The sequence below is a fragment of the Archangium lansingense genome (assembly GCF_026626635.1).
Taxonomy (GTDB): domain Bacteria; phylum Myxococcota; class Myxococcia; order Myxococcales; family Myxococcaceae; genus Archangium; species Archangium lansingense.
Window position 1 is genome coordinate 11,998,260 of the sequence record NZ_JAPNKA010000001.1, and the last position, 22,535, is coordinate 12,020,794.

Sequence of the window (22,535 nt, forward strand, 5' to 3'; positions counted from 1 at the left end):
GCTGGGTTCATTCCACTCGTCACCGGTGACCAGTGAAACTCGCTGGGTTCATTCCACTTGTCACCGGTGACAAGTGAAACCCGCTGGCTCCATTCCACTTGTCACCGGTGACAAGTGAAACCCGCTGGCTCCATTCCACTTGTCACCGGTGACAAGTGAAACCCGCTGGCTCCATTCCACTCGTCACCGGTGACCAGTGAAACGCACCGGGCCAGCAGCAACAACGCACTTTTGTACCTCTGGCAGCAGGATGACCCTCACCCCAGCCCTCTCTCAGAGGGAGAGGGTGTCTTGGCGTGGGCTCAGCTCGCGACGCGTTTCTCGCCTCCTGCCCCGAGCGGACCCAGGCGCCGAGCGAGCTCCGCTTCGAGCCGCTTCGGCTCAATGGGCCTCTCGCGGTGCCCCACGTACCCGTCTGGCCGGACCAGGTAGAAGCACTCCGCCCCAGCGCCGAAGCGGCGATGCAGCGCACCATCCCCATCGGCCAGCACGAAGGGGCTCGGTGTGCCCTCCCCCGCTACCACCACGCGCACCTTCAGCAGCGGCCCATACACCCCCTCCAGCCTCCGCGCGAGCGTCACCAGCTCACCCCGCCCCTTCGCCTCGGGCTTCAATCCGGTGAACAGCAGCAGCGCGTGCTGGGGGCCGCGCAGCAGCTCGTGCATGCGCTCCACGCCCTCCCCCTTCACCGGCAGCTCCGGCATGCGCTCACCGGGCGCGGGGCCGTCCTCCAGCCGCACGCCGCCCACCTCCTCGCCCCAGATGCGCTCGGTGGACAGCGGGCTGCTCCGGTAGTGGATGGCGAGCTGCGAGACGAAGTGGAACAGGCGCCGCTGCGTGAAGGTGCTCCCGAGCAGGCCCTTCGCGAGCCGGGGTGCCACGTACGCCCGTAGAAAGCGAGAGAAGGTCCCTCCTCGCGTCATCAGGCCAAAGAGTCTGTCCGTGCCCTCCAGCAGCATCTGCCCAACGGGGTGTCGCTCCAGCTCATAGGTGTCGAGCAGCGACTCCGGTGCACGGCCTCGGGTGACGAGCGCCAGCTTCCAAGCGAGGTTGTAGGCATCCTGGATGCCCGTGTTCATCCCCTGCCCTCCCGCGGGGCTGTGGATGTGCGCGGCATCTCCGGCGAGGAACACGCGGCCCTGGCGGTAGCGCGGCACACCCCGGCGGTGCAGCCGGTAGCGCGTCAGCCAGCGCGCCTCACTCACGCGCACCGGCACCGGTGACATGCGCTCCAATATCCCCTGCATCTCCTCCAGTGTGAGGGGCGTCGACTCATCTCCCTCCGGGAGCATGTCCCGCGGCATGATGCAGAACAGCCGGTAGCGGTACTCCCCTGGCATGGGGAAGGCCCCCACCACGCCGTGCATGGACGGCATGATGACCAGCTCCCCCTGCCCGAGCGGCCAGTCCACGCGCACGTCCGCCAGCACGCACGCGTCGTCGTATGTCTCGCCTTCGAAAGGGATGCCGGCCGCCTTGCGCACCCGGCTGCGCGCGCCATCACACCCCAACAGCCAGCGCGCCTTCACTCTCTCCACCCGGCCATCCGTCCGCTTCAGCGTGGCCTCCACGCCGTCCGCGTCCTGCCGGAAGTCCTCCAGCGCCAGGCCCCGCTCCACCTTCCCGCCCAACGCGCCCAGGTGCTCGGTGAGCAGCGCCTCGGTGGCGTCCTGCGGCAGCATGAGCATGAAGGGGAAGCGCGTCTCCATCCAGGAGAAGGCCTGCATGGGCACCCGGGTGCGTACGCCTCCGCCACCCACCACGTTGAAGGCCTCGGTCCTCCGCCCCCGCGCGAGGGCCTGCTCGGCGATGCCAAAGTCGTCGAAGACCTCGAGCGTGCGGGCCTGCACCGCCAGCGCTCGCGACAACACCGAGGGCGCCTCGAGCTGATCCACGATTCGACACCGCAGGCCATGCCGCGCCAGCTCCGAGGCCATCGTCAGGCCCGTGGGCCCGGCTCCCACCACGAGTGCGTCCAACATGCCGTCTCCCCCAACCGGCATACACCGCCGGCGCGGGCTACGCTGGCACAGGCACCCGGCGCGCTCAGCCCAAATCGACGCCGTGGCCTGCCTGGACGTGGCCAATGTCCACCCGCCCATCCTGCATCCGCAGGCCCCCGCGGAAGGAGTGCTCCCGGATGAAGAGGTGCGTGTCCAGGTCCGCGTAGTCGAAGCCGCCCAACCCGGCCGCGAAGTGCGCCGCGCTGCTCATGGCCAGGGTGCTCTCCACCATGCCGCCCATCATCAGCTCCATGCCGGAGGCTCGCGCCAGGTTCCACATGGCCAGCGACTCCACCACGCCGCTCTTCATCAGCTTGAGGTTGACGCCGTGCGCACCGCCCTCGCGAGCCAGGCGCAGCACGTCCTTCGCCGTGCGGGCCGACTCATCCGCGCAGATGGGCACCCGGGACGAGCGCGTCAGCTCGGCCATGCCCTCCCAGTCCTCGCGAGGCACGGGCTGCTCGAAGAGGGCCAGGGGAACACCCTCGGCCTCCAGTCCCGCGAGGAAGGCGCGCGACTGCGCCACCGTGTAGCCCCCGTTGGCATCCGCGAACAGCCGCGCTCCGGGCGCCTCGCGGCGGATGATGACCATGCGCCGCACGTCCTCCTCCGCCGACAGCGCGCCCACCTTCACCTTGATGGTGCGGATGCCCCGCGCGACGATGGCCCGGGCCGAGGACGCTGCGTGCGCCTCATCACCCGCCGTCACCGTCATGTCGATGTCCAACCCCGTGCCCGACCCGCCGAAGAAAGTGGCCAGCGGCATCCGGTAGTGGCGGCCCAGCGCGTCCAACAGCGCCAGCTCAATGCCACAGAGCGCCGAGGGAGCACCCGGCAAGGCCTCGCCCAGGAGCGCACCGAGGGGACGCCACCCCCGCGCATCCTTCCCCAGCAGCGTCTGGCGCATGGAGTGAATGGCCTCCAGCGTGCTGGCCTGCGTCTCTCCGGACACCGCGGTGAAGGGCGCGGACTCGCCCAGCCCCACCGTCCCGTCCGCCAGCGTCAGGCGCACCAGCACGTTGTTCGCCATGGTCGGCGCGCCCGTGGCGATGGCGAACGGCTCGGTGAGGGAGAGGTCCAGCGGCTCGGCGTGCAGCTCGGTGATGAGGGTCGGGAGCATGGGTTTCCAGGAAGGTCAGCGCAGCAGACGCTCGAAAGTGACCACCTTCATGGCCACGAAGGTGGCCACTCCGGACCCTACCGCGAACAGCGCCGCGAGCAGCAGCGATGTGACGATGGGGCCCGGCACCGCCAGCACGACGGCGAAGCAGACGAGGATGGTAGGGCCGATGAGCAGGCCGTTGATGTTGTTGGCCGTGCGGAAGTCGCGCGCCAGCAAGCTGACGAGCAACGCGGTGGTGGTGGAGAAGGTCAGCGACGTCAGCAGCACCAGCAGCAGGGCCAGCACGAAGCCGGGCGAGCCGATGTCCCACGCGAGGATGAGCACCGCGTCCACGGAGAAGAGGACCAGGGTGACGAGCGAGGCCAGCGCGAGCAGGGCCAGCAGCTTGGCGAGCAATATCTGCCCCACGCGCACCGGCAGCGCCACCAGCAGTTCGAGCGTGCGGGACTCGCGCTCGGTGATGAGGATGTAGCTCGCCGTCACCGAAGGCACGATGAGCCCGCCGAGCGCGATGAACGGCACCATCATGGCGCGCATCATCGCCAGGGGACTCTGGATGAGCTCCGCCATCCCTGGGGGCAGCTCCACTCCGGGCGGGAGGTTCACCGGCCTCGCGGCCCCGGTCTTCATCCCGAGCATCTGCAGCCCCGGGACGATGACTAGAAGAATGATGGGCAGCAGCAGGGCCGTCAGCATCGCGCCGCGGCTGCGCAGCAACTGGCGCCACTCCTTGCGGAAGAGGATGCGCACCTCACGCGCGAGCATCGTTCGCCCCCACGACTTCCAGGAAGAGGTCCTCGAGGCTCGGTGTCACAACGCGGCACTCGTAGACCTCCAGGCCCGTGCCGAGCAGGTGGCGCAACAACCCGGGTGCCTGGGCCACCGCGTCCGCCACGTGCACATGCACCGCGTCCGCCTCGCGAGTGTGCACGAAGCCTTGCGCGGAGAGGGCCTCGGCGAGCCGCTCGGGCCCCTGGGCAGCGCGCAGCACGAGCACCGGTTGAATCCGCTGGCGCAGCGTCGCGATGCGCTCGTGCAGCAGCACCCGGCCCTGACGGAGGATGACCGCGCTCTCGCAGAGCGCCTCGGCCTCGGCCAGGTTGTGCGTGCACAACAGCACCGTGCGGCCAGGCATCACCTTGCGCAGGAAGGTGTGCACCTCGCGCGTGGCCACGGGGTCCAACCCCACGGTGGGCTCGTCCAGCAGCAGCACCTCCGGAGAGGAGACGAGCGCGGCGGCCATGGACAGCCGGCGCTGCATGCCTCCGGACAGCTCCGCCATCCGCCGCGTGCGGAAGGGCCCGAGGCCAAAGGCCTCCACCACCTCGGGGATGTTCCCGCTGCCGTACAGGTCGCGCACCAGCAGGAGGAAGTCGTCCACCGTGAGGTCTCGGTACATGCCCGGGGACTGGGGGACGATGCCCACGCGCCGCTTGGCCTGGAGGAAGTCAGGGTCCTCGACACCGAGCCCGAAGAGGCTCACCCGGCCCGACGAGGGCCGCAGCGCGCCGGTGAGCAGGCGGATGAGGGTCGTCTTCCCCGCGCCATTGGGGCCGAGCAGGCAGGCCCGCTCCCCCGGCAAAATCTTGAAGGTGACCTGGTCGAGCGCCTGGACACCGCCGGGGTACACCTTGGTGACGCCGAAGACCTCCAGCGGTATGTGCTCGTTTTGCGCCAGGCGACCGTCCTCCCACTTGCGTGGTGGGCATACCACGCGGGCCCGGCCTTGCATCCGTCCGCAAGCATGGGCAAGAGCAGTCGAGGAGACTCCCTACACCATGAATCCCTCCCCCTGGCCACGACAGTCCCCGGGAGCACGGCGGCTCAAGGAGAGCCCCGCCGCTCCCGCCGAGGCCACGCCCGTCCGCCAGGCCGAGGAGAAGACGGAGTCTCGTGAACCTGAGACGCCGCTGTGCTGCGCGCGCTGCGGCCATGTCATCACCCGCGAACGCGACCGCACCACCGTCAACGGACGCGCTACGCACACCCGCGTCAACCCCTCCGGTTTCGTCTTCCACTTCGGCTGTTTCACCCGGGCCGAGGGCTGCCTCGTCATCGGCCCGCCCACCGCGGAGGCGAGCTGGTTCCCAGGCTTCGTCTGGGAGTACGCCATGTGCGCGGCCTGCAAGACGCACCTGGGCTGGGCCTTCCACGGCGAGAGCGACTTCCTCGGCCTGATGCTGGACCGCCTCACCGCCCCGAGCTGAGCGCCGCCAGCGCTGCGGCCATCACCTGCTTGAGCGGCACCCCGGCGGCCTCGGCCACCTTGCGGCAGTCCTCGAACTCAGGGTGGGCGTTGAGCACCACGCCGTTGCGCAGGCCGCGCTTCACCCGCACCCGGCCCCACGGCGTCTCCACCTCCACCCAGTCCCGCTCCAGCGCCGTGCGCTCCACGGAGTAGGAGCGCACCCCGAGCGTGGTGGACTCGCGCAAGAGCGTGTCCGTCACTGTCTCCCGGGCACCCCCTTCCACCAGCACGCTCAGCACGTGCCCCGGCCGGGCCTTCTTCATCGTGGCGGGCACTACCCAGGCATCCAGCGCGCCCTTCCCCAGCACATGCTCGAGGAGGTAGCCGAGCAACTGCGGCGTGCTGTCGTCCAGGTTGGCCTCCACCACCCAGAGGCCCTCGGCCCGTGCCTCGGCCCGGCCCATGGCCGCACGCAGCACGTTGGGCCGGTCCTTGAAGTCCTTCGTCCCCACGCCGTAGCCGATGCGCTCCACGATGAAGTCCGGTGGCGGCTGGCCAATGCGCGCCAGCACCTTCAGCAGCGCCGCGCCCGTTGGCGTCGTCAGCTCGCCCACGCCCTCGAAGCGCACCGGCACGTCCCGGAGCAGCTCCAGCGTGGCCGGCACCGGAATGGGCATGTTCCCGTGCGCCACCCGGATGGTGCCGCTCCCCAGCGGCGGCGGCGCTGAGTACACCTCCGGGTCTCCGAGCAAATCCAACACCACCGCTGCCCCGCAGATGTCCACGATGGAGTCCACCGCCCCCACCTCGTGGAAGTGGATGGCGTCGATGGACACTCCGTGCACCTTCGCCTCGGCCTCGCCGATGGCCCGGAACACCGCCAGCGCCCGCTCCTTCGCCCGGGGCGACAACGTGGTCGCCGCCTCGATGAGCTGGCGGATGTCCGAGTACGCCCGGTGCGGGTGTGCCTCGCGCTCGTCCAGCACCACGTCCAAGTGTGTGCCGCTGATGGCGTGCCGCGCCGCCCGGCTCACCGCCAGCTTCCAGCCCGGCACCTTCAGTCCGCTCAGCGCCTGGGCAATCGCGTCCGGCGACACGCCGAGGTCCACTCCCGCTGCCAGGAACATGTCCCCGGCGATGCCGCCCACCGGCTCCAGGTAGAGAATCTTGCGCACGGTTGGTTCTCCCAGTTGTTGGCTCAGCGCCGGCCCTTCGTGCGCGAGATGAGCGCCGCGTAGAAGCCGCCTCCGAATCCGTTGTCGATGTTCATCGTCGCCACGTTGGAGGCGCACGAGTTCACCATCGCCAGCAGCGCGGACACGCCTCCGAAGTTGGCGCCGTAACCCACCGACGTAGGCACCGCCACCACGGGAATGCCCACCAGCCCGCCTACCGCACTCGCCAGCGCGCCCTCCATGCCCGCCACCACCACGGCCGCGTGCGCGTCTTGAATCTCCTCGCGCCGCCGCAGCAACCGGTGGATGCCCGCCACGCCCACGTCGTACACGCGCTTCACCGTGGCGCCCATGGCCTCCGCGGTGATGGCGGCCTCCTCGGCCACGGGGATGTCGCTCGTCCCCGCGGTGACCACCGTCACCTTGCCCGCCTTCGGCTTGCCCTGCTTCAGGTGGAAGATGCGCGCGACGGCGTGGTACTCGCCCTTGGGGAAGGCAGCCACGAGCGCCTCGGCCTTTTCCGGCTGCAGCCGCGTCACCAGCACCGGCTGCTTGCGCTCCACCAGCTTGCCCACGATGCCCAGTATCTGCTCCGCAGTCTTCGGCTCGCCGAGTACCACTTCCGGGAAGCCGAAGCGCAGGCTGCGGTGGGTATCCACGGTGGCATAGCCGAGCTCGGCGAACGGCAGGTCCTTGAGCCGGCCTACGGCGTCATCCACGGAGACCTTGCCGCCCTTCACCTGCTCGAGCAGTCGGGTGAGCGTCTTCTCGTCCATGCCCGCCCCTCTACCCCACTGTGCGGGGCGGTGGGTAGGTTCTGGCAGGGGGGATGCTCGGGTACAGTCGGGGAGCAACTGGTCCGATGGTCGGACCAGTTCGGTTGACTCGCGACCGGAAGGTGCGGGTAAAGAGGCCTACAGCAGCATCCGGCGGCGGCGCGACCACAGCATGCCGCCGAGGAGCAGCGACAGGGTGCTGAAGGCCTCACCGCCAGTGCCAGCGCAGCCTCCGCCCCCCCGTGATGCCGTCCGGGGCCGTCGCATCCTGGAGGTTCACCCTGACGGGCCGGAGGCCCCCTCCCGCGGAGGAGAGGGAGCCTCACGGGAGACGGCTACGCCTGGACCCGGCGGCGCCGCGACAACAGCACTCCGCCCAGCAGCATCGCCAGGGCGGCGAAGGCCCCACCGCTCGAACCGGAGCAGCCGCAGCCCGTGTCGCCCTTGCTCGGGACGTTCACGAACACCGCAGTGGTCCGCGCCGGCACGGAGAACGAAGCCTTGGAGGCATCGAAGCTGGCCTCGTGGATGCGCGCATCACGCGAGCCCTGCTGCACCGGGTGGAGCTGCATCTGCTTGTCCTTGTACGCGGACAAGGCGAACTCCTGCTTCTCGTTGCTGGCGTTGAAGAACACCACCACGCTGGTGCGACCATCGGCGGCCTGCGCGTCGTTGATCTCCATCACGATGAGGCCCGGAATCTGGTCCGGCCCCTCGTTGTGGAAGCGCAGCTTGGACTGGATGTCCTCGGCCGTGCGCTGACGGAAGGCCGCGGTGCTCTTGCGGATGCGCATCATCTCGTTGAAGTGCTCCACGGCCGAGACGATGTGTTCCTGGGTCGGCTTCAGCTCCGGCCGGGCGAGCAGCGGCCCCATGATGGGCCAGTTGCCCTGGTTGTCGCCGGCCGGGGGCAGACCCACGCCCCAGTTGTTCGACGCGTAGGTGAAGTCGAGCTTGTTGAACCAGTCGCCCGAGTTGTAGCTGTTCCGGTCCAGCGACTTGGAGCGCAGCATCTCGTCACCGGCGTGGATGAAGGGGATGCCCTGGGCCAGCAGCACCAGGTCCAGCGCGAGGTTTTGCATGCGCACGCGCTCCTCGATGCGGGTCTCCGGAGCCGCCTTGAGCTGGATGGCGTCGAACAACGCCTCGTTGTCGTGCGCCGAGACGTAGGTGATGACTTCCTGCGGATCCATCGTGTAGCCGGCGGGCTGCCCGTTGTAGTCCACCCCCGAGCCCTTCACCGTCACTCCCTCCTTGTTGACGAGCGAGTAGTCGCGCAGGTTGCCGGCCAGGCCCACGCGGATGAGGTCCGCGTAGTGCATCAACCTCTGGCGCTGGTCGTTCGCGGAGCCCTGGTTGGTGGCATTGGGCTCGTGGAGGAGGCCGCTGGCGAAGCCCTGCTCCTGCAGGCCGCTGAAGGGACCACCACCGCGGACCGCGTCACGCAGGCGGTCGCTGAACGTGCCAATGCCCGTGCCCGCCATGTTGAGCTGCACGGCGTTCTCGCCGCGCTGACCGTTGGCCACCTCGCCGAAGTTCCAGCCCTCGCCGTACACGTAGATTTTCGAGCCATCCACCCCGTCCTTCTCCAGGGTGAGCGCGGCCAGGGCATCCCGGACCTTCACCATGTTGGACTTCATGTGGTGGCCCATCAGGTCGAAGCGGAAGCCGTCCACCTTGTAGTACTTCGCCCAGGTGACGAGCGAGTCCACCATCAGCTTCTCGAACATGGCGTGCTCGGAGGCCGTGTTCTGGCAGCACGTGCTGGTCTCCACGTTCCCGTCCGCGTTGAGCCGGTGGTAGTAGCCGGGGACGATGCGGTCGAGCACCGCGCGGGCGTCCTGGCCCGAGGAGTTGGTGTGGTTGTAGACCACGTCCATCACCACGCGCAGGCCGCTGTCGGAGAGCCCCTTCACCATCTGGCGGAACTCGAGGACGCGCGCGCTGCCGTCGGGGTTCACCGCGTAGCTGCCCTCGGGCACGGTGTAGTGGTACGGATCATAGCCCCAGTTGAAGCCGTCCGCGTCGCGCACCGCCGTCACCGCGGCCTGCTGCTCCTCGGAGTCGGGAGGCAGGGAGACCAGATCCCCCGCGGGCACCATCTGGTCGGCACGGTTCTCGTTGATGGTGGCGATGTCGAACACCGGCAGCAGGTGCACGTGCGTCATGCCGGAGCCGGCCAGCCGCGTCAGGTGCTTCATGCCGTTGGAGCTCTTCTCGGCGAAGGCAGCGAAGGTGCCGCGCTTGTCGGCGGGCACGGAGGTGTCGTTGATGCTGAAGTCCCGCACGTGCAGCTCATAGAGGACGATGTCCTCGGGAGCGGGCAGCAGGGGCTTCTTCATCGCATTCCAGCCCTCGGGAGCGAGTGTCGGGTCCGCCAGGTCGATGAGCTGGCTGCGCGTGCTGTTGAGGGCCAGGCTCAGCGAGTACGGGTCCGTCACCAGGTTCTTCACCACCTTCTTCTCGGAGCGGACGTAGACCTCGACCTCGTAGAGGTAGAACTTGTTCTTCCAGTCCGCCTGGCCGGTGATGCTCCAGACGCCCGTGTTCGCGTCATGCGTCAGGTCGAGCACCTGGCTGGCCGTGGCCGCGTCCGAGGTGTCGAACACATGCAGCCGCACCGAGCGTGCGGTGGGCGCCCAGAGACGGAGGGTGGGCACGCCGTCGTTCCAGGTGCTGCCCAGTGGCCCGTCATAGGTGTACAGCGCGTCCAGCACGCCCGGCATCTGCACGGAGGTGGCATCCACCAGCTTGCCATCCTTGTCCGCCAGCGAGAGGGCCAGCTGCCCCTTGAGCAGCTCGGACACCTTGCCCAGCTGCGCCTCGGGAATCCTCAGCGCCTTGTGCGAGGAGAGGTGCGGGAACTTCGCCTTGACCGCGGCGCTCGGGCCGGCCGGCTCAATCTCCAGGGCGATGGACTCGCCACCCTCGATGCCCGTGGTCCGCAGCACCAGGGTGCCGGTGGCGTCGTAGTGGAGCTTGAGCTGCGCGGCCTCGGGGAGCTCGTCCGGAGCCCACAGCAGCGTGTCCTTCGTCACCCAGTACGCGCGGGCCCGGTTGATGTCACCGACGGGCGCTCCCGCGACCTTGACGACCAGGACGTGGGTCGTCGAGTTGTACTGGAACTGGACCTCCGCGCCATTGGAGGGAACGGAGAAGCCGATGTTGCTGCCGCCGGGTGCGCCACCCTGGCCGTAGTTCTCGTCCCAGCCCTCGTTGATGGCGACCTTGCCCTCGTAGCCGCCGGCGGGCAGGGCCGTGGTGGTGAAGGTGTAGAGGCCGTCCCCATCCGGGTCCTGCAGCAGGGAGCGCAGGCAGTCCGGCTGCCAGTCGCCGGGACAGCCCAGCTCGCTCTGGAAGTTGCCGGGAGCGGTGGCGATGACCTCGTTCGCCGTGCTGGCCGGACGGCTGGCCGCCCAGTGGCTCTTGGCATCGAAGTAGAACTTCACGCTCGCGGGAGCGGCGAGCTTCAGGGAGATCTCCGCCCCGTTGAGCGCGGCGCCCGCGCCGTAGGTGCCGCCCGCGCCCCCGTCGATGGCCACCCGGTAGGTGTGGTCGCCCGCGGGCAGATCGAAGGACTTCTGGAACACGTCGTCAGCAGCGTCGTACGTCAGGTCCGTCGCGATGCACGTCGCATCACCATCGGTGCTGCAGCCGAGCTCGGACTGGAAGCTGCCCACGAGCGTGACGCGCGAGGGCTCGGCGGCCGAGGCCACCGCGCTCGACAACAGGCCGAGCAGACCGAGCGACAGCGGCCGGGTCCATGAGGGGAGCCGGGAAAAGACGGGGAATTGCATCAACACACCTTCCTGGGAGCACGGACCGAGCCCCTCCTGGAGACGAGCCAGTCCGCACGGTCTTTCGGGTCTTGAGGAAGCTCCACGCGCTCGAGACGACGTCACCGCCCGCGGGAGCAACATGAAGATTAGCAGAGCCCCGGCCCCTTCACCTGCGGCGGCTGGCCCGTGCCCCTGGCACGCTGCTAAAGCAGGGGGCCATGTCGCACCCGCGCTCCCTCCGCTTCCTTCCCGCCCTGGCGCTCACGGCCTGCATCTCGGGCCCGGGCACGCCCGACAACCCGCTTCCGGCGCGGCCCCCCGTGGAGCTCGCCCCGCCCGCGGGTGACGCGTGGCACCGGCACGCCGTCTTCTACGAGGTCTTCGTTCGCAGCTTCCAGGACTCCAACGGCGACGGCAAAGGAGACCTGCCCGGCCTCATCTCGCGCCTGGACTACCTCAACGACGGAGACCCCAACACCACCACGGACCTGGGCGTGGACGCGCTGTGGTTGATGCCGGTGTTCGACTCGCCCAGCTACCACGGCTACGACGTGGTGGACTACGAGCGCATCCACCCGGACTACGGCACCGTGGAGGACTTCGAGCGCCTGTGCGCCGAGGCCCACCGCCGCGGCATGCGCGTCATCCTGGACCTGGTCATCAACCACAGCAGCTCGCAGCACCCGTGGTTCGTGGAGTCCGCCTCCTCGCGCACCTCGGCGAAGCGGGACTGGTACCAGTGGAGTGACACCGACCTGGCCTGGGCTCCTCCCTGGGATCTCTTCTCCAGGGGCTCCACCTGGCACAAGCTCAACGGCGCGTACTACTACGGCGTCTTCTGGAGCGGCATGCCGGACCTCAACCTGAGGACGGCCGCGGTGAGCGAGGAGGTCAAGCGCATCGCCTCCTTCTGGCTGGGCAAGGGCGCGGATGGCTTCCGGCTGGACGCGGCGCGCTACCTCATCGAGACCAGCGGTGGGCTGGTGGGCCAGGCCGACACGCCGGAGACGCACGCCTTCTGGAAGGAGTTCGCCGCGCACGTGCGGAGCGTGAAGCCCGACGCGGTGCTGGTGGGGGAGAACTGGACCACCACCCCGACCATCGCCACCTACTACGGCTCCACGGCCCAGGTGCCCGGTGGGGACGAGCTGCAGCTCAACTTCAACTTCCCCCTCGCCGAGGAGCTTCTGAAAGCGGCCCGGACGGGGGATGGCAGTGGAGTCACCCTGAAGCTGGCGGAGATGCGCACCCGCTACCCGGTGGGCGTGGCGGACGCGCCCTTCCTCACCAACCACGACCACGTGCGCGTGGCCACGCAGCTCGGCGGCAACACGGGCCAGCTCGCCACCGCGGCCTCCCTGCTGCTCACCCTGCAGGGCTCGCCCTTCCTTTACTACGGCGAGGAGGTGGGCCTGGCCAACGGCACCAGCAACAACGACGAGGCCAAGCGCACGCCCATGGTCTGGGACGCCAGCGCGGGCGCTGGCTTCACCACCGGCACGCCCTGGTTCTCCTTCTCCCCGGGCCGCGAGAGCGCCCAGGTGGCCGCGCAGTCGAATGCCCCCGGCTCGCTGCTCTCGCGCTACCGCGGCCTCATCCGGGCCCGCCACGCCTCGGAGGCCCTGGACCGCGGTGGCCTGCGGCTGCTCACCTCCACCGAGGGCCGCGCGCCCACGCTGGCCTTCCTGCGCACGTGGGGTGAGGAGCGGGTGCTCGTGGTGCACAACCTCACCGGCGGGACGGAGACGGCAGGCCCCTTCGCGCTGGAGGGTGAGTCGGCCGAGGTGCTCTTCGCCGCCCCCTCCGCGGGCTCACTCGTGAGGGGTGACAGCGGGTGGAGCGTCACCCTGCCCGCTCACGCCACCGGCATCTGGCGCCTGCGGTAGCGCGGGCGGGGCGGACGGGGCCGGCACCACCGCCGGCCAGCCCGGCGACTGGGGCCCGAGCACCTCCTCCTGACTCACGCCCTCGGGCACCAGCAGGTCCACCACCGGGGACTGGGGCGTGGTGCCGCCCATGCGGCCGCCGCCGAAGCGCTCGTGCGACACCCCTGGCCCGATGCCCAGCACCATCAGCCCCTGCGCCGCAGGCGCCGTCATGCTGCCGAGCACGGGGGGCAGCTCCACCCGTCTGTCCAGCGTGGCCCCGGTCACCGCCACCGCATAGCCCCACGAGGGCCGGGCCTGGCCGCCGAGAAAGGCCTCCGGGACGAAGAAGGACACCAAGTGGCCGGAGACGCGGATGCGGGTGGGAAAGAAGACGCTCGCCTCCAACCGCTGCTCCACCTGCGCCTCCAGGGCCCGCACCGCCGGCTCACTCAGCGAGCCCTGCTTCTGGGCCTCCGCGAACGCCGCCTCCCGCCACAACTTGCGCAGCGCCTCACGCGCCTCGTAGGGACGCGGGGTGAGCAGGATGACCTTCTCCCAGGCACTGCCCGGCGCAAGCACCAGGTGACGGCCCGGGAGCGTGTCCGTGCGTCCCGAGCCCTCTGCCCCGTCCTCGTCCACGTACACGTCCAGGTTGAAGGTGTAGAAGCCGAAACGGGCCACGTCCGCCAGCGTGGTGCCTGCCGCGTCCAACGTCCGGCGCTGGGGCACTGGAATGGGCTGGGCGAAGGTGGCCTCGAAGCGGGTGCCCCCGCTCTCCGCGTCCGCACGGAAGGACAGCAGATCCAACGAGCCGGGCCCCAGGTCCTGGCGTAGCGGGTAGCGCAGCTGGCCATCCCCATGGTCGTCCCCCCTCGGGTCCTCCAGGGAGAAGAGCTGCGTGTCACCACGCGTCGCGCGGCAGGCGCTGGCACAGCCGGCCAGCAACAGGAATAGGGAGAATCGGCGGAGAAGCACCATACGGAGGGTTCCTCGGGGCTGAAAAGCGGGGGGCCCGGCGGGCATCACCGCGCGCCGGGCCCCCCTTGCACTGTCTCGAAAGACTGCTTCGGAAACGACTAGAACTGCGCCTTCATGAACGCCTTGAGACGCATGTGCTCGAAGGAGCGCGTGTCCAGCGGGTTCCAGCCGCCGTAGCGGTTGGCGAAGCCCAGCGAGCCCACCGCCACGCCATGATCCTTGGAGATCTTCTCGTCGGCGGCCTGGGGCACGAAACCCGTGCCGTAGTCAGGCGTGTAGGTACCGAAGATGTACTGGCCCTCGAGACCGAACTCCACGCCGGCCAGGATGTACTTGGCCTTGAGCGACACGAGGTTCTTGTCGTGCTTGCCCGACACCATCTGGTGCAGGTTGTACGACTGGAAGGCCGTGTTGCCGTCCTGCAGGTCCGCCATGAACTTGGTGTAGCTGAGGGACGCGTACAGGTCGTCGGTGAGCTGGTAGCCGGCGCCCAGGTTGAAGCTGGTGTAGTTCAGCACGCGGTCGTCATCGGAGATGTCGTCGAAGGGCTTGAACTGGTAGCCCGACACGCCGTCCGTGTTGGTGACCAGACCCGGGTTCTGGAAGTAGACCGCGTCCGCGGTGGAGCGCTGGGTGCCCGCCCCGTCATCGTAGTAGTAGCGCTTGTTGCCGGCGCAGGCCACGCCGCCGCCGGGGCAGTCCCCGTCCTGGTAGGGCAGGTACTTCTTGTCGTTCAGGCGCTTGTCGGTGTCGTGGATGTACTTGAACTTGCCGAACACGTCGATGCCGCGGCCGAAGTCGAGCACGTAGCGGGCCTTGAGGGCCACGATCTGCGTCTGCTTCTCCTGGAAGGGCTGGTAGGCGCTGCGGAAGTTGTGCAGCACGCCCGAGCCCAGCTCGGTGCCCGGGTAGTCGGTGTCGGTGACGGAGCGGGAGTCGTCGCCCCAGGCCTGCCAGTTCTGGTTGTAGGTGATGAACGAGTACTCACCGGCGACATCCAGCGCCCCGTTGCTGTACACGGGGTTGAACGTCACGCCCTTCCAACCGATGGCCGTCTCGGCCATGGGCTCGTCGAAGTCGGTGAACTCGTTGTCCACGTTGAGCGTAGCCACCTGCTGGGATTCGCTGGTCCAGCCACCGTAGCCAATGTTGGTGGGGTTGCCGGCGAACACGCCGTACTTGGCGTTGTTGGGGCCAGGGAAAGCGAAGGAGGCGTCGTGGCCCTCGGTGAGCAGCACGTCCGACTCACGCCGGGCGGCCATGATGGCCACGTAGTCCGCGCCAATGCTGAACGCCTGCGCGTTGAGCGACAGGCCGATCTCCAGTGGATCATTCAGCGTGAGGTCCACCTTCCAGGTGTTGTCCTCGTGCTTGCCCGCGGGCACCGGCGAGTACTTGTTGATGTCGTTGAAGCTCTTGGGCACCCAGCGCGGATCCTTGTCGTCGACGCCGAAGTAGTTGGTGTTCTCCGCGTGCATGTACGAGCGGTAGAACGCGCCGCGCACGTCCAGCACGGAGCCCCAGTGGAAGCCGGCCTTCACGCCGCCCACGCCGTTGCGGAAGCGCGGGAAGAGCTCCCGCCCGTTGTCCAGGTTGAAGTCGCCGGTGTTCAGCTCGTTGTCGATGGCGTACTGGAAGATGCCACCCACGTCGAACATGTCGTTGAAGGCGTACTTGCCCTGAAAGACGTAGGAGGCGTCCGTGGTGTGGAACGCGCCCGTGGTGTAGTTGGGGCCGGCCCAGAGGCGGGGCAGGGAGATGCCGGCCACGTCGTACGTCAGCTTGCGCTCGAGCGCCGAGCCCTGCACGAGCACGCCGTAGGCGTTGTCGCGGTCGATGTAGCGGATGCGGCCGACGACGTACGGATCGAACTGGCCGAAGTCGTTGGCGCCGATGGTGGCCGAGTCGATGAGGTAGCCCGGCGTCAGGGTGACGGCGAGACCGCGCAGCTTGATGTACTGGTTGGAGCGCGCGTCGAACTCACCGCAGTCGCCATTGACACAGGGGGCGTTGGGGTTGCCGCCAAAGCCGCCGAAGTTCGACCAGAAGTTCTGGCTGAAGCGGCTGTGGATGCGGCCGCGCACCTCGACGGCACTGGACAGCCGCGCGTTGAGGAGCAGCTCGAGCTCGGTGCCGATGCCGTTGTCACCAGATCCCTCATTGGGGATGGTGGTGAAGTTGTACATCGCGCCCTGCTGGCGCGTGTTGCCATACAGCCACTTGGTGTAGGTGGTACCGCCAATCTGGAGCTTGGGGGCCTCCTGGGCGAGCGAGACAGTAGCGGGTAGCAGGGTGGCAGCGGCGGTGAGGGCAACTGCGCCCTTCCGCAGGGACTTCGTCTTCATGGGTGATACCCCTCTCTTGGCAGCCGCACCGGGAAGCGGGGGCTTCCCGGCTGCCGGCGCGAGCGGCTCATCACCGCCCGCGCGGCCTCCGGCAGGAATGCATGAATCTGGGAAGGACTACTTCTGCTCCTCGGCAGCAGCCGGCTTCGCCGTGCCACCCACCATCGTCAGCGTGGCCGGCTTCTTGGCGGAGCCGTCCTCGGCGCACTCGTAGCTGAGCATCTCGTGCTGGGCCTTCGTCTCGGAGGCGTCGCCCTTGCCCTCGCCGGCGAGCATGTCCATCACGTGCGGATCACAGTCGCCGTCGTTGCCGCCACCGAAGCGGTGCTGGCCCTCGTACTCGTTCACCTTGCGGGTGAGCAGATCATTGCCGGCGGGGAAGCCCTCGTTGGACTGCACCAGCACCTGGAAGCCCCACTGCGAGGGGTCCCCCTCGAGGCCGGCCAGGTCCACGGTGGCGGTCACCTTGCGGCCCGAGCCCTTGGTGCGGGTGGGGACGAGCACGTTGTCCTTGGCGGCGCCGGCCTTGCTGCCCACCTCGGCCTTCACGCGGGCGGAGTTCTGCGGGGAGATGACGATGACCTTCTCCCAGCCGTTGTTGGGGGCGAACTTCACGTTGAGGCCGGGCAGGGAGTCGGTGGAGCCGCTGCCCTCCTTGCCGTCCGTGTCGATGAAGATGAAGACCATCTGCACGGAGAAGCCGGAGGTCGTCTTCCAGGGGTCCTCGAGCGTGGTGTTGAAGCCCAGGGTGATGTCGGCCTTGTTGCCCTTCTTCTCGAAGGTGAAGTCCGTCAGGTCGAACGAGCCGCGCTTGTACACGACGTCGGTCGGGTACGAATACTTGCCGGGACCGTTGTCGTCACCGGTCGGGTCCTTGAAGGACACCTTGTTCGCGGCGAGGGCCGGGGCGCTGAGGAGCGCGGCGGCCAGGGACAGCACTGCGAGACGCGAGGTCTTCATTGCAATCTCTCCTGGTTGCGGGAACTGCGCTGGGGAACTGCGGACTAGCCCTTGACGCTACCGGCGGTGAGGCCGGAGACGAGGTACTTCTGGAGGAAGAGGAAGAGGATGACCACCGGGATGGACACGATGATGGAGCCGGCGGCGAAGTAGCCCCACTGCTGCTGGTACTCGCCCACGAAGAAGCGCAGGCCCACGGGCGCCGTGTACATCGCCTCCTGGTCCATGAAGGTGGCGGCGAGGATGAACTCGTTCCACGCGGTCATGAAGGAGAAGAGGGCCGTCACCGCCACCGCCGGCTTGGCCAGCGGGAGGATGATGGTCCAGAAGATGCGGCCCACCGAGGCGCCCTCGATGAGCGCGGCCTCCTCCAGGTCCTTGGGAATGGTGTCGAAGTAGCCCTTGAGCATCCACACGCTGAAGGGAATGGACGTGGTGGCGTAGACGATGATGAGGCCCAGCCGCGAGCTGCCCAGGCCCAGCCACTGCACCAGGATGATGTAGAGGGGAATCAGCATCAGCGTGCCCGGGAACATCTGGGACACGAGGAAGGCCATCATGCCGGTGCGCTGGCCGGTGAACTTGAAGCGGCTGAAGGCGTAGGCGGCGGTGCACGCCAGGAACACGCCCACCACGGTGGTGCCCAGCGCGATGATGGCGCTGTTGAGAATCCACTGACCGAAGGGCTGCTCGGTCATCACGTCCACGAAGTTGGACGCGGACCACTGGGCCGGCCAGGGAGCCACCGCCCGCAGGCGGTCCATCATCGTGGGGTCCTTGGGCAGGGTGATGACGGCCAGGCTCTGCTGGCCGGAGAAGGCCAGGGAGACGACCCAGAGGATGGGGTAGAGCGTGAAGAGGGTGAAGGCGGCCAGCAGGAGGTGCAGCGGCCAGTGAGGGAAGCCCTCGCGTCGGGAGAACATCAGGCGGCCTCCGTGGCGCGCGACATGCGGTTCTGCACCATGCTGTAGAGGAGCAGGATGCCGAAGATGACCGTCGAGTAGGCCGCCGCGTACCCGTAGCGGTAGCGCTGGAAGGCGAACTTGTACGCCTGCGTGACGAGGATTTCGGTCGAGTTGTTCGGCTCGCCGCCCGTCACCAGGAAGATGATGTTGAACATGTTGAAGGTCCAGACGACCGACAGGATGATGGCCGGGACCAGGGCGGGCTTGAGCGCGGGCAGGGTAATGGCGGTGAACTGCTGCCAGCGCGAGGCGCCATCCACGCGAGCGGCCTCATACAGCTCCATGGGGATGGACTGGAGGGCGCCGAGCGACACCACCATCATGAAGGGGAAGCTCAGCCAGCCGTTGGTGGTGAGCGCCGTCATGAAGGAGGTGAAGGGCGAGTTGAACCAGGCGAGCCCCTCGCCGCCGAACATGCGGATGACATGGTTCACCACGCCGAACTGCTCGTGGAACATGCCCTTCCAGATGAGGGCGGTGATGTAGTTGGGCATGGCCCAGGGCAGGATGAGCAGCACGCGGTACATGGGCCGCAGCGCCAGGCCGTTGATGTTGAGCATGAGGGCCAGAATCAGGCCCACGCTCACGCCGATGACCACGTTGGTGATGGTCCACACCACCGTGAAACCGAGCGTGTAATAGAAGTTGAGGTAGTTGGTGGAGCCGTCCTCCTTGGTGAAGTTGAAGTCACCGAGGATTTCGACGTAGTTGCGCGCGCCCACCCAGATGTCCGTCAGCGGCTGCCCCGTGTTGTAGAGGTTGGAGTCGGTGAAGGACAGGGTGATGCCGTAGAAGAACGGGAAGAAGACGAGCACCACCATGCCGACCATGGCGGGGGCGATGTAGAGGTAGGCGGTGCGGTTCTCCACCACCGTCTCCACCGTGCGGGCCAGGCCGCCCATGCCGATGAAGAGCAGCACGGCGAGCGCGAGCGCGCCCAGGCCACCCAGCGCCCGGCTCGCACCCGAGCGCAGCTCGGCCACGCGAGCGGACACCGCCGCCTCGTTCACCGCGCCCTCGGGCGTGACGAGCCCGAGCGGACGGCGGTACTGGTCCGCGTCCCAGCTGCCGGGCTGCAGGGCGGGCTCGGCGGCGAGCTGGTGCTCGGCCATGACGGCCTGGGCCCGCTCCGCCATGGAGCGCATCTGCCCGGCCACGAGCGACTGTGTCTCGCGCACCTGGGCGTCCAGCATCCCCAGCGAATAGGAGGCGTAGCCGCCCACGCCCACCGCGAGCGCCACCACCGAGGCGATGACGAGCACACGCTGGCTGCGCACGGCGAAGGCCGCCCCGGCGCATAGCGCCAGCGGCACCAGCAACCACAGCAGCAGCGTGCCCGTGCCGGGCTTGAGCGGGGCCTTCAGCGGAGGCGTAGCCAGCTCCACCATGCCCACCACCGCGCCTTCCACCTCCACCGGTGCGCTGAGCTGACGGCCGCCGTTGGGGAGCGCCTCGGCCTCCACCTCCAGCTTGCGCGCGGTGCCCTCCTCGCGGTTGGTCTCCACCGCGGTGCGCAGCCGCTGGCCGCGGTCATAGATGGGCTTCTCCTCTCGCGACAGCCGGCGCGGGGCCGCGCGCTCCCCCTGGTCCTCGGGGAAGGTAGAGGCCTCGAGCTTGATGCCCGAGAAGGCAATGACCCGCACCGCGCTGCCGGGCGGGAGCTGCTGCTGCCAGGAGGACAGCAGGGCGCGCACGGAGTCGCCCGAGCCTCCCGCGCGCTGGACGAGGTCCTCCAGCGCCCGAAGGGACACGAAGGCCTGCCGGTCAGTGCGCTCGGTGGCGATGCTCTCCAGGGCCCGGGTCAGCAGGCCCTGGGCGAGCACGAGGGAGAGAGCGAGTGCGAGGGACAGCCCCACGAGCACCCGCACGCGGTGGGGTGCACGACCCTGGGGGACCCCGGAGGGACCGCCCGTGCTGTGGAGGGGTTCAGAGGCACCGCGCTCGCTGAGCGGGTGGGCGGAGTCACCGCCGGAACGCTGTGGGGCCGTCGTGCTCACTCAGTGCCTCACTTCTTGCGCAGGCCGGCCACGTCCTTGGCCACGGCCTTCTGGGCCCCGTCCAGGGCGGCCTTGGGGGTGGAAGCCTTCTTGAGGATGGCGTTCATCGCCGAGGTGGCCGGCGACCAGACCATCGACATCTCCGGCACGTTGGGCATCGGCACCGCCACCTCGACCTGGTCGCGGAAGGCCTTGAGCTGCGCGTCGCCGGCAATCTTCGGGTCGGCGTACACGGCCTGGTTGGCGGGGCTCTGGCGGCCCTGCAGCGCGAGCACCTTGGCGGCCTCGGTGCTGGTGAGGAAGTTGGCAACCTCGTAGGCGGCTTCCTTGTTCTTCGACTGGGCGGAGATGTACACGCCCTCCACCGTCATCCACGGACGCATCGGCTTGCCGCCGGCCTCGTCCAGGGTGGGCAGCGGGGCCAGGCCGTAGTCCACGCCCTTGGCGATCTCCCCGAGGAACCAGGGGCCGGAGAACACCATGGCCGCCTTGCCCTCGTTGAAGAGCGAGGTGATGAGCGCGGTGGAGGGCTCGGAGGGCATGATGCCGTCCTTCTCCGCCCACTTCATCATCTGCTCCACCGACTTGAGGTTCTGCGCCGAGTTGAGGGTGGGCGTGGCGTTCGGGCCGAACACGCCACCGCCGAAGCCGTTCATCAGGGCCGCGTGGTAGTAGAAGTCGCCGTAGGAGTAGGCCAGACCGAAGCGGCCCGCCTTCTTGTCCGTCAGCTTCTTGGCCATCGCCACCAGCTCGCCGCTCGTCTTGGGCGGCACGGGGACGAGCTTCTTGTTGTAGATGAGCGTGATGACCTTGTAGTTGAGCGGCAGGCCGTAGACGGTGCCGCGGTAGGTCATCGCCTCCATGGTGGTGGGGATGAAGCGCTTGCGGGTGGCGTCATCCATGAAGAAGTCGAACGGCTCCATGTTGCCGGCCTCGGTCCACCCGCCCAGACGGTCCTGGGCGAAGATGAAGAGGTCCGGACCCTTGCCGCGCGGCACGGTGGCGGAGATCTTGTCCGCGTAGGCGTCGTAGGGCACCGCGAGCGTGGTGACCTTGATGCCCTTGGCGGCATTGGCGGCGTTGAACTGGGCGACGACCTTCTCCAGCGCATCCTTCTCGTCAGCGCGGTAGGCGTGCCAGAGGACCAGCTCCTTGGTCTGAGCGGAGGCGGGCGTGGACAGCAGGCCGAGCGCACACAAGCACACGGCCGCGATCATCAGTCGCAGGTTCTTCATGTCGGGAGCTCCTGGGGGTAGGGACTCGGACTAGAGGGACAGACGTTGTTCGGTTTCAGCGTCGAAGAGGTGCAGCGAGTCCAACTCGATGAGCACCGGAACCTTCGCGCCAGTCTCGGGAGTGTGCTGGGGCGGGAGGCGGAAGACCAGCGAGTTGTCAGCGAGGCGGGAGTGGACGATGACCTCGTTGCCGAGCGGCTCAACGAGCTCCACCTTCACCTCCACCTGGGCCGTCTCGCCACGGGCGGTGACCGAGGGCGAGACGATGTTGTCGGGACGGATGCCGACCTTCAGCTTGCGGCCGCCCTTGCCCGCCGTCACCGGGCGCAGGCTCTGGGGCACCGGCAGCGTGAAGCCGTCGCCCTCGAGCGCCTCGCCGTTGGCGGACAGGGTGACGGAGGTGAAGCTCATGGGCGGCGAGCCGATGAACTGGGCCACGAAGACATTGGCCGGGCGCTCGTACACCTCCAGCGGGGTGCCGAGCTGCTGCAGCTTGCCGTCCTTCATCACCGCGATGCGGTGGCCCATCGTCATGGCCTCGATCTGGTCGTGCGTCACGTAGACCGAGGTGACGCCGAGGCGCTGCTGGAGCTTCTTGATCTCCGAGCGCATCTGCACGCGCAGCTTGGCGTCGAGGTTGGACAGGGGCTCGTCGAAGAGGAACACCGCCGGCTTGCGCACGATGGCGCGTCCGAGTGCGACGCGCTGGCGCTGGCCACCAGAGAGCTGCTTGGGCTTGCGCTCCAGCAGGTGGGTGATGCCGAGAATCTCCGCGGCGTCGTTCACCAGCCGGTCCATCTCCGGCTTGGGCGTCTTGCGGATTTTGAGGCCGAACTCGAGGTTCTCCCGGATGGTCATATGCGGGTAGAGCGCATAGTTCTGGAAGACCATCGCGACGTCGCGCTCCTTGGGGGCGAGCTCGTTCACCACGCGATCGCCGATGGAGAGCGCGCCGCCGGTGATCTCCTCCAGGCCGGCGATCATCCGCAGCGCGGTGGACTTGCCGCAGCCGGAAGGGCCCACCAGCACCATGAACTCGTGGTCGCGGATATCGAGGTTCAACCCCTCGATGACGGACACATCTCCGTACCGCTTGGCCACATTCTTGAAAACGACTCCGGCCATCTTCAGGCTCTCCCCACG

16 protein-coding genes are annotated in these 22,535 nt (G+C 68.4%); 2 read left to right on the forward strand and 14 right to left on the reverse strand.

Features of this window, described 5'->3' with window-relative positions:
- Positions 1-302: 302 nt before the first annotated feature.
- From OV287_RS47995 to OV287_RS48010, 4 genes are all read right to left on the reverse strand, one after another.
- Positions 303-1,982: an FAD-dependent monooxygenase gene (locus OV287_RS47995; protein ID WP_267540789.1), complete on the reverse strand. Its 1,680-nt coding sequence runs from the start codon at positions 1,980-1,982 to the stop codon at positions 303-305.
- Between the two features lie 64 nt (positions 1,983-2,046).
- A complete protein-coding gene (locus OV287_RS48000; protein ID WP_267540790.1) occupies positions 2,047-3,123 on the reverse strand; it encodes a dipeptide epimerase in 1,077 nt (358 codons plus the stop codon).
- Positions 3,124-3,138: 15 nt separating this feature from the next.
- Positions 3,139-3,891, reverse strand: a complete 753-nt coding sequence (locus tag OV287_RS48005) for an ABC transporter permease (protein ID WP_267540791.1) — start codon at positions 3,889-3,891, stop codon at positions 3,139-3,141.
- Entirely contained in the window at positions 3,878-4,858 is a 981-nt protein-coding gene (locus OV287_RS48010; protein ID WP_267540792.1) for an ABC transporter ATP-binding protein, read from the reverse strand. The genes OV287_RS48005 and OV287_RS48010 overlap by 14 nt, the downstream gene beginning before the upstream one ends.
- A gap of 46 nt (positions 4,859-4,904) precedes the next feature.
- On the opposite strand from OV287_RS48010, the gene OV287_RS48015 reads away from it, so the two are divergent.
- Positions 4,905-5,333, forward strand: a complete 429-nt coding sequence (locus OV287_RS48015) for a cereblon family protein (RefSeq protein WP_267540793.1) — start codon at positions 4,905-4,907, stop codon at positions 5,331-5,333.
- Here the strand turns inward: OV287_RS48015 and larC are convergent.
- From larC to pulA, 3 genes are all read right to left on the reverse strand, one after another.
- Positions 5,317-6,489 (reverse strand): nickel pincer cofactor biosynthesis protein LarC, encoded by a 1,173-nt coding sequence (gene larC / locus OV287_RS48020; RefSeq protein WP_267540794.1) that lies wholly within the window; start codon positions 6,487-6,489, stop codon positions 5,317-5,319. The two genes, OV287_RS48015 and larC, sit on opposite strands and share 17 nt — an antisense overlap.
- Before the next feature lie 23 nt (positions 6,490-6,512).
- A complete protein-coding gene (gene larB / locus OV287_RS48025) occupies positions 6,513-7,265 on the reverse strand; it encodes a nickel pincer cofactor biosynthesis protein LarB (RefSeq protein WP_267540795.1) in 753 nt (250 codons plus the stop codon).
- A gap of 335 nt (positions 7,266-7,600) precedes the next feature.
- Entirely contained in the window at positions 7,601-11,062 is a 3,462-nt protein-coding gene (gene pulA, locus OV287_RS48030; protein WP_267540796.1) for a pullulanase-type alpha-1,6-glucosidase, read from the reverse strand.
- A gap of 200 nt (positions 11,063-11,262) precedes the next feature.
- On the opposite strand from pulA, the gene OV287_RS48035 reads away from it, so the two are divergent.
- Complete coding sequence (locus OV287_RS48035; protein WP_267540797.1) at positions 11,263-12,930, forward strand: alpha-amylase family glycosyl hydrolase; 1,668 nt, start codon at positions 11,263-11,265, stop codon at positions 12,928-12,930.
- Here OV287_RS48035 and OV287_RS48040 read toward each other — a convergent pair.
- From OV287_RS48040 to OV287_RS48070, 7 genes are all read right to left on the reverse strand, one after another.
- Positions 12,856-13,890, reverse strand: a complete 1,035-nt coding sequence (locus OV287_RS48040) for a glucodextranase DOMON-like domain-containing protein (protein ID WP_267540798.1) — start codon at positions 13,888-13,890, stop codon at positions 12,856-12,858. The genes OV287_RS48035 and OV287_RS48040 overlap by 75 nt on opposite strands.
- A 98-nt stretch (positions 13,891-13,988) precedes the next feature.
- A complete protein-coding gene (locus OV287_RS48045) occupies positions 13,989-16,235 on the reverse strand; it encodes a hypothetical protein (protein WP_267540799.1) in 2,247 nt (748 codons plus the stop codon).
- A gap of 117 nt (positions 16,236-16,352) precedes the next feature.
- Positions 16,353-17,195 (reverse strand): glucodextranase DOMON-like domain-containing protein, encoded by an 843-nt coding sequence (locus OV287_RS48050; protein WP_267540800.1) that lies wholly within the window; start codon positions 17,193-17,195, stop codon positions 16,353-16,355.
- Positions 17,196-17,239: 44 nt separating this feature from the next.
- Positions 17,240-18,118: a sugar ABC transporter permease gene (locus OV287_RS48055; RefSeq protein ID WP_267540801.1), complete on the reverse strand. Its 879-nt coding sequence runs from the start codon at positions 18,116-18,118 to the stop codon at positions 17,240-17,242.
- Entirely contained in the window at positions 18,118-20,157 is a 2,040-nt protein-coding gene (locus OV287_RS48060) for a carbohydrate ABC transporter permease (RefSeq protein ID WP_267540802.1), read from the reverse strand. The genes OV287_RS48055 and OV287_RS48060 overlap by 1 nt, the downstream gene beginning before the upstream one ends.
- An 8-nt stretch (positions 20,158-20,165) precedes the next feature.
- On the reverse strand, positions 20,166-21,392 hold the full coding sequence (locus OV287_RS48065; RefSeq protein ID WP_267540803.1) for an extracellular solute-binding protein: 1,227 nt from the start codon (positions 21,390-21,392) through the stop codon (positions 20,166-20,168).
- 30 nt (positions 21,393-21,422) lie between these two features.
- A complete protein-coding gene (locus OV287_RS48070) occupies positions 21,423-22,517 on the reverse strand; it encodes an ABC transporter ATP-binding protein (protein WP_267540804.1) in 1,095 nt (364 codons plus the stop codon).
- Between the last annotated feature and the right edge of the window lie 18 nt (positions 22,518-22,535).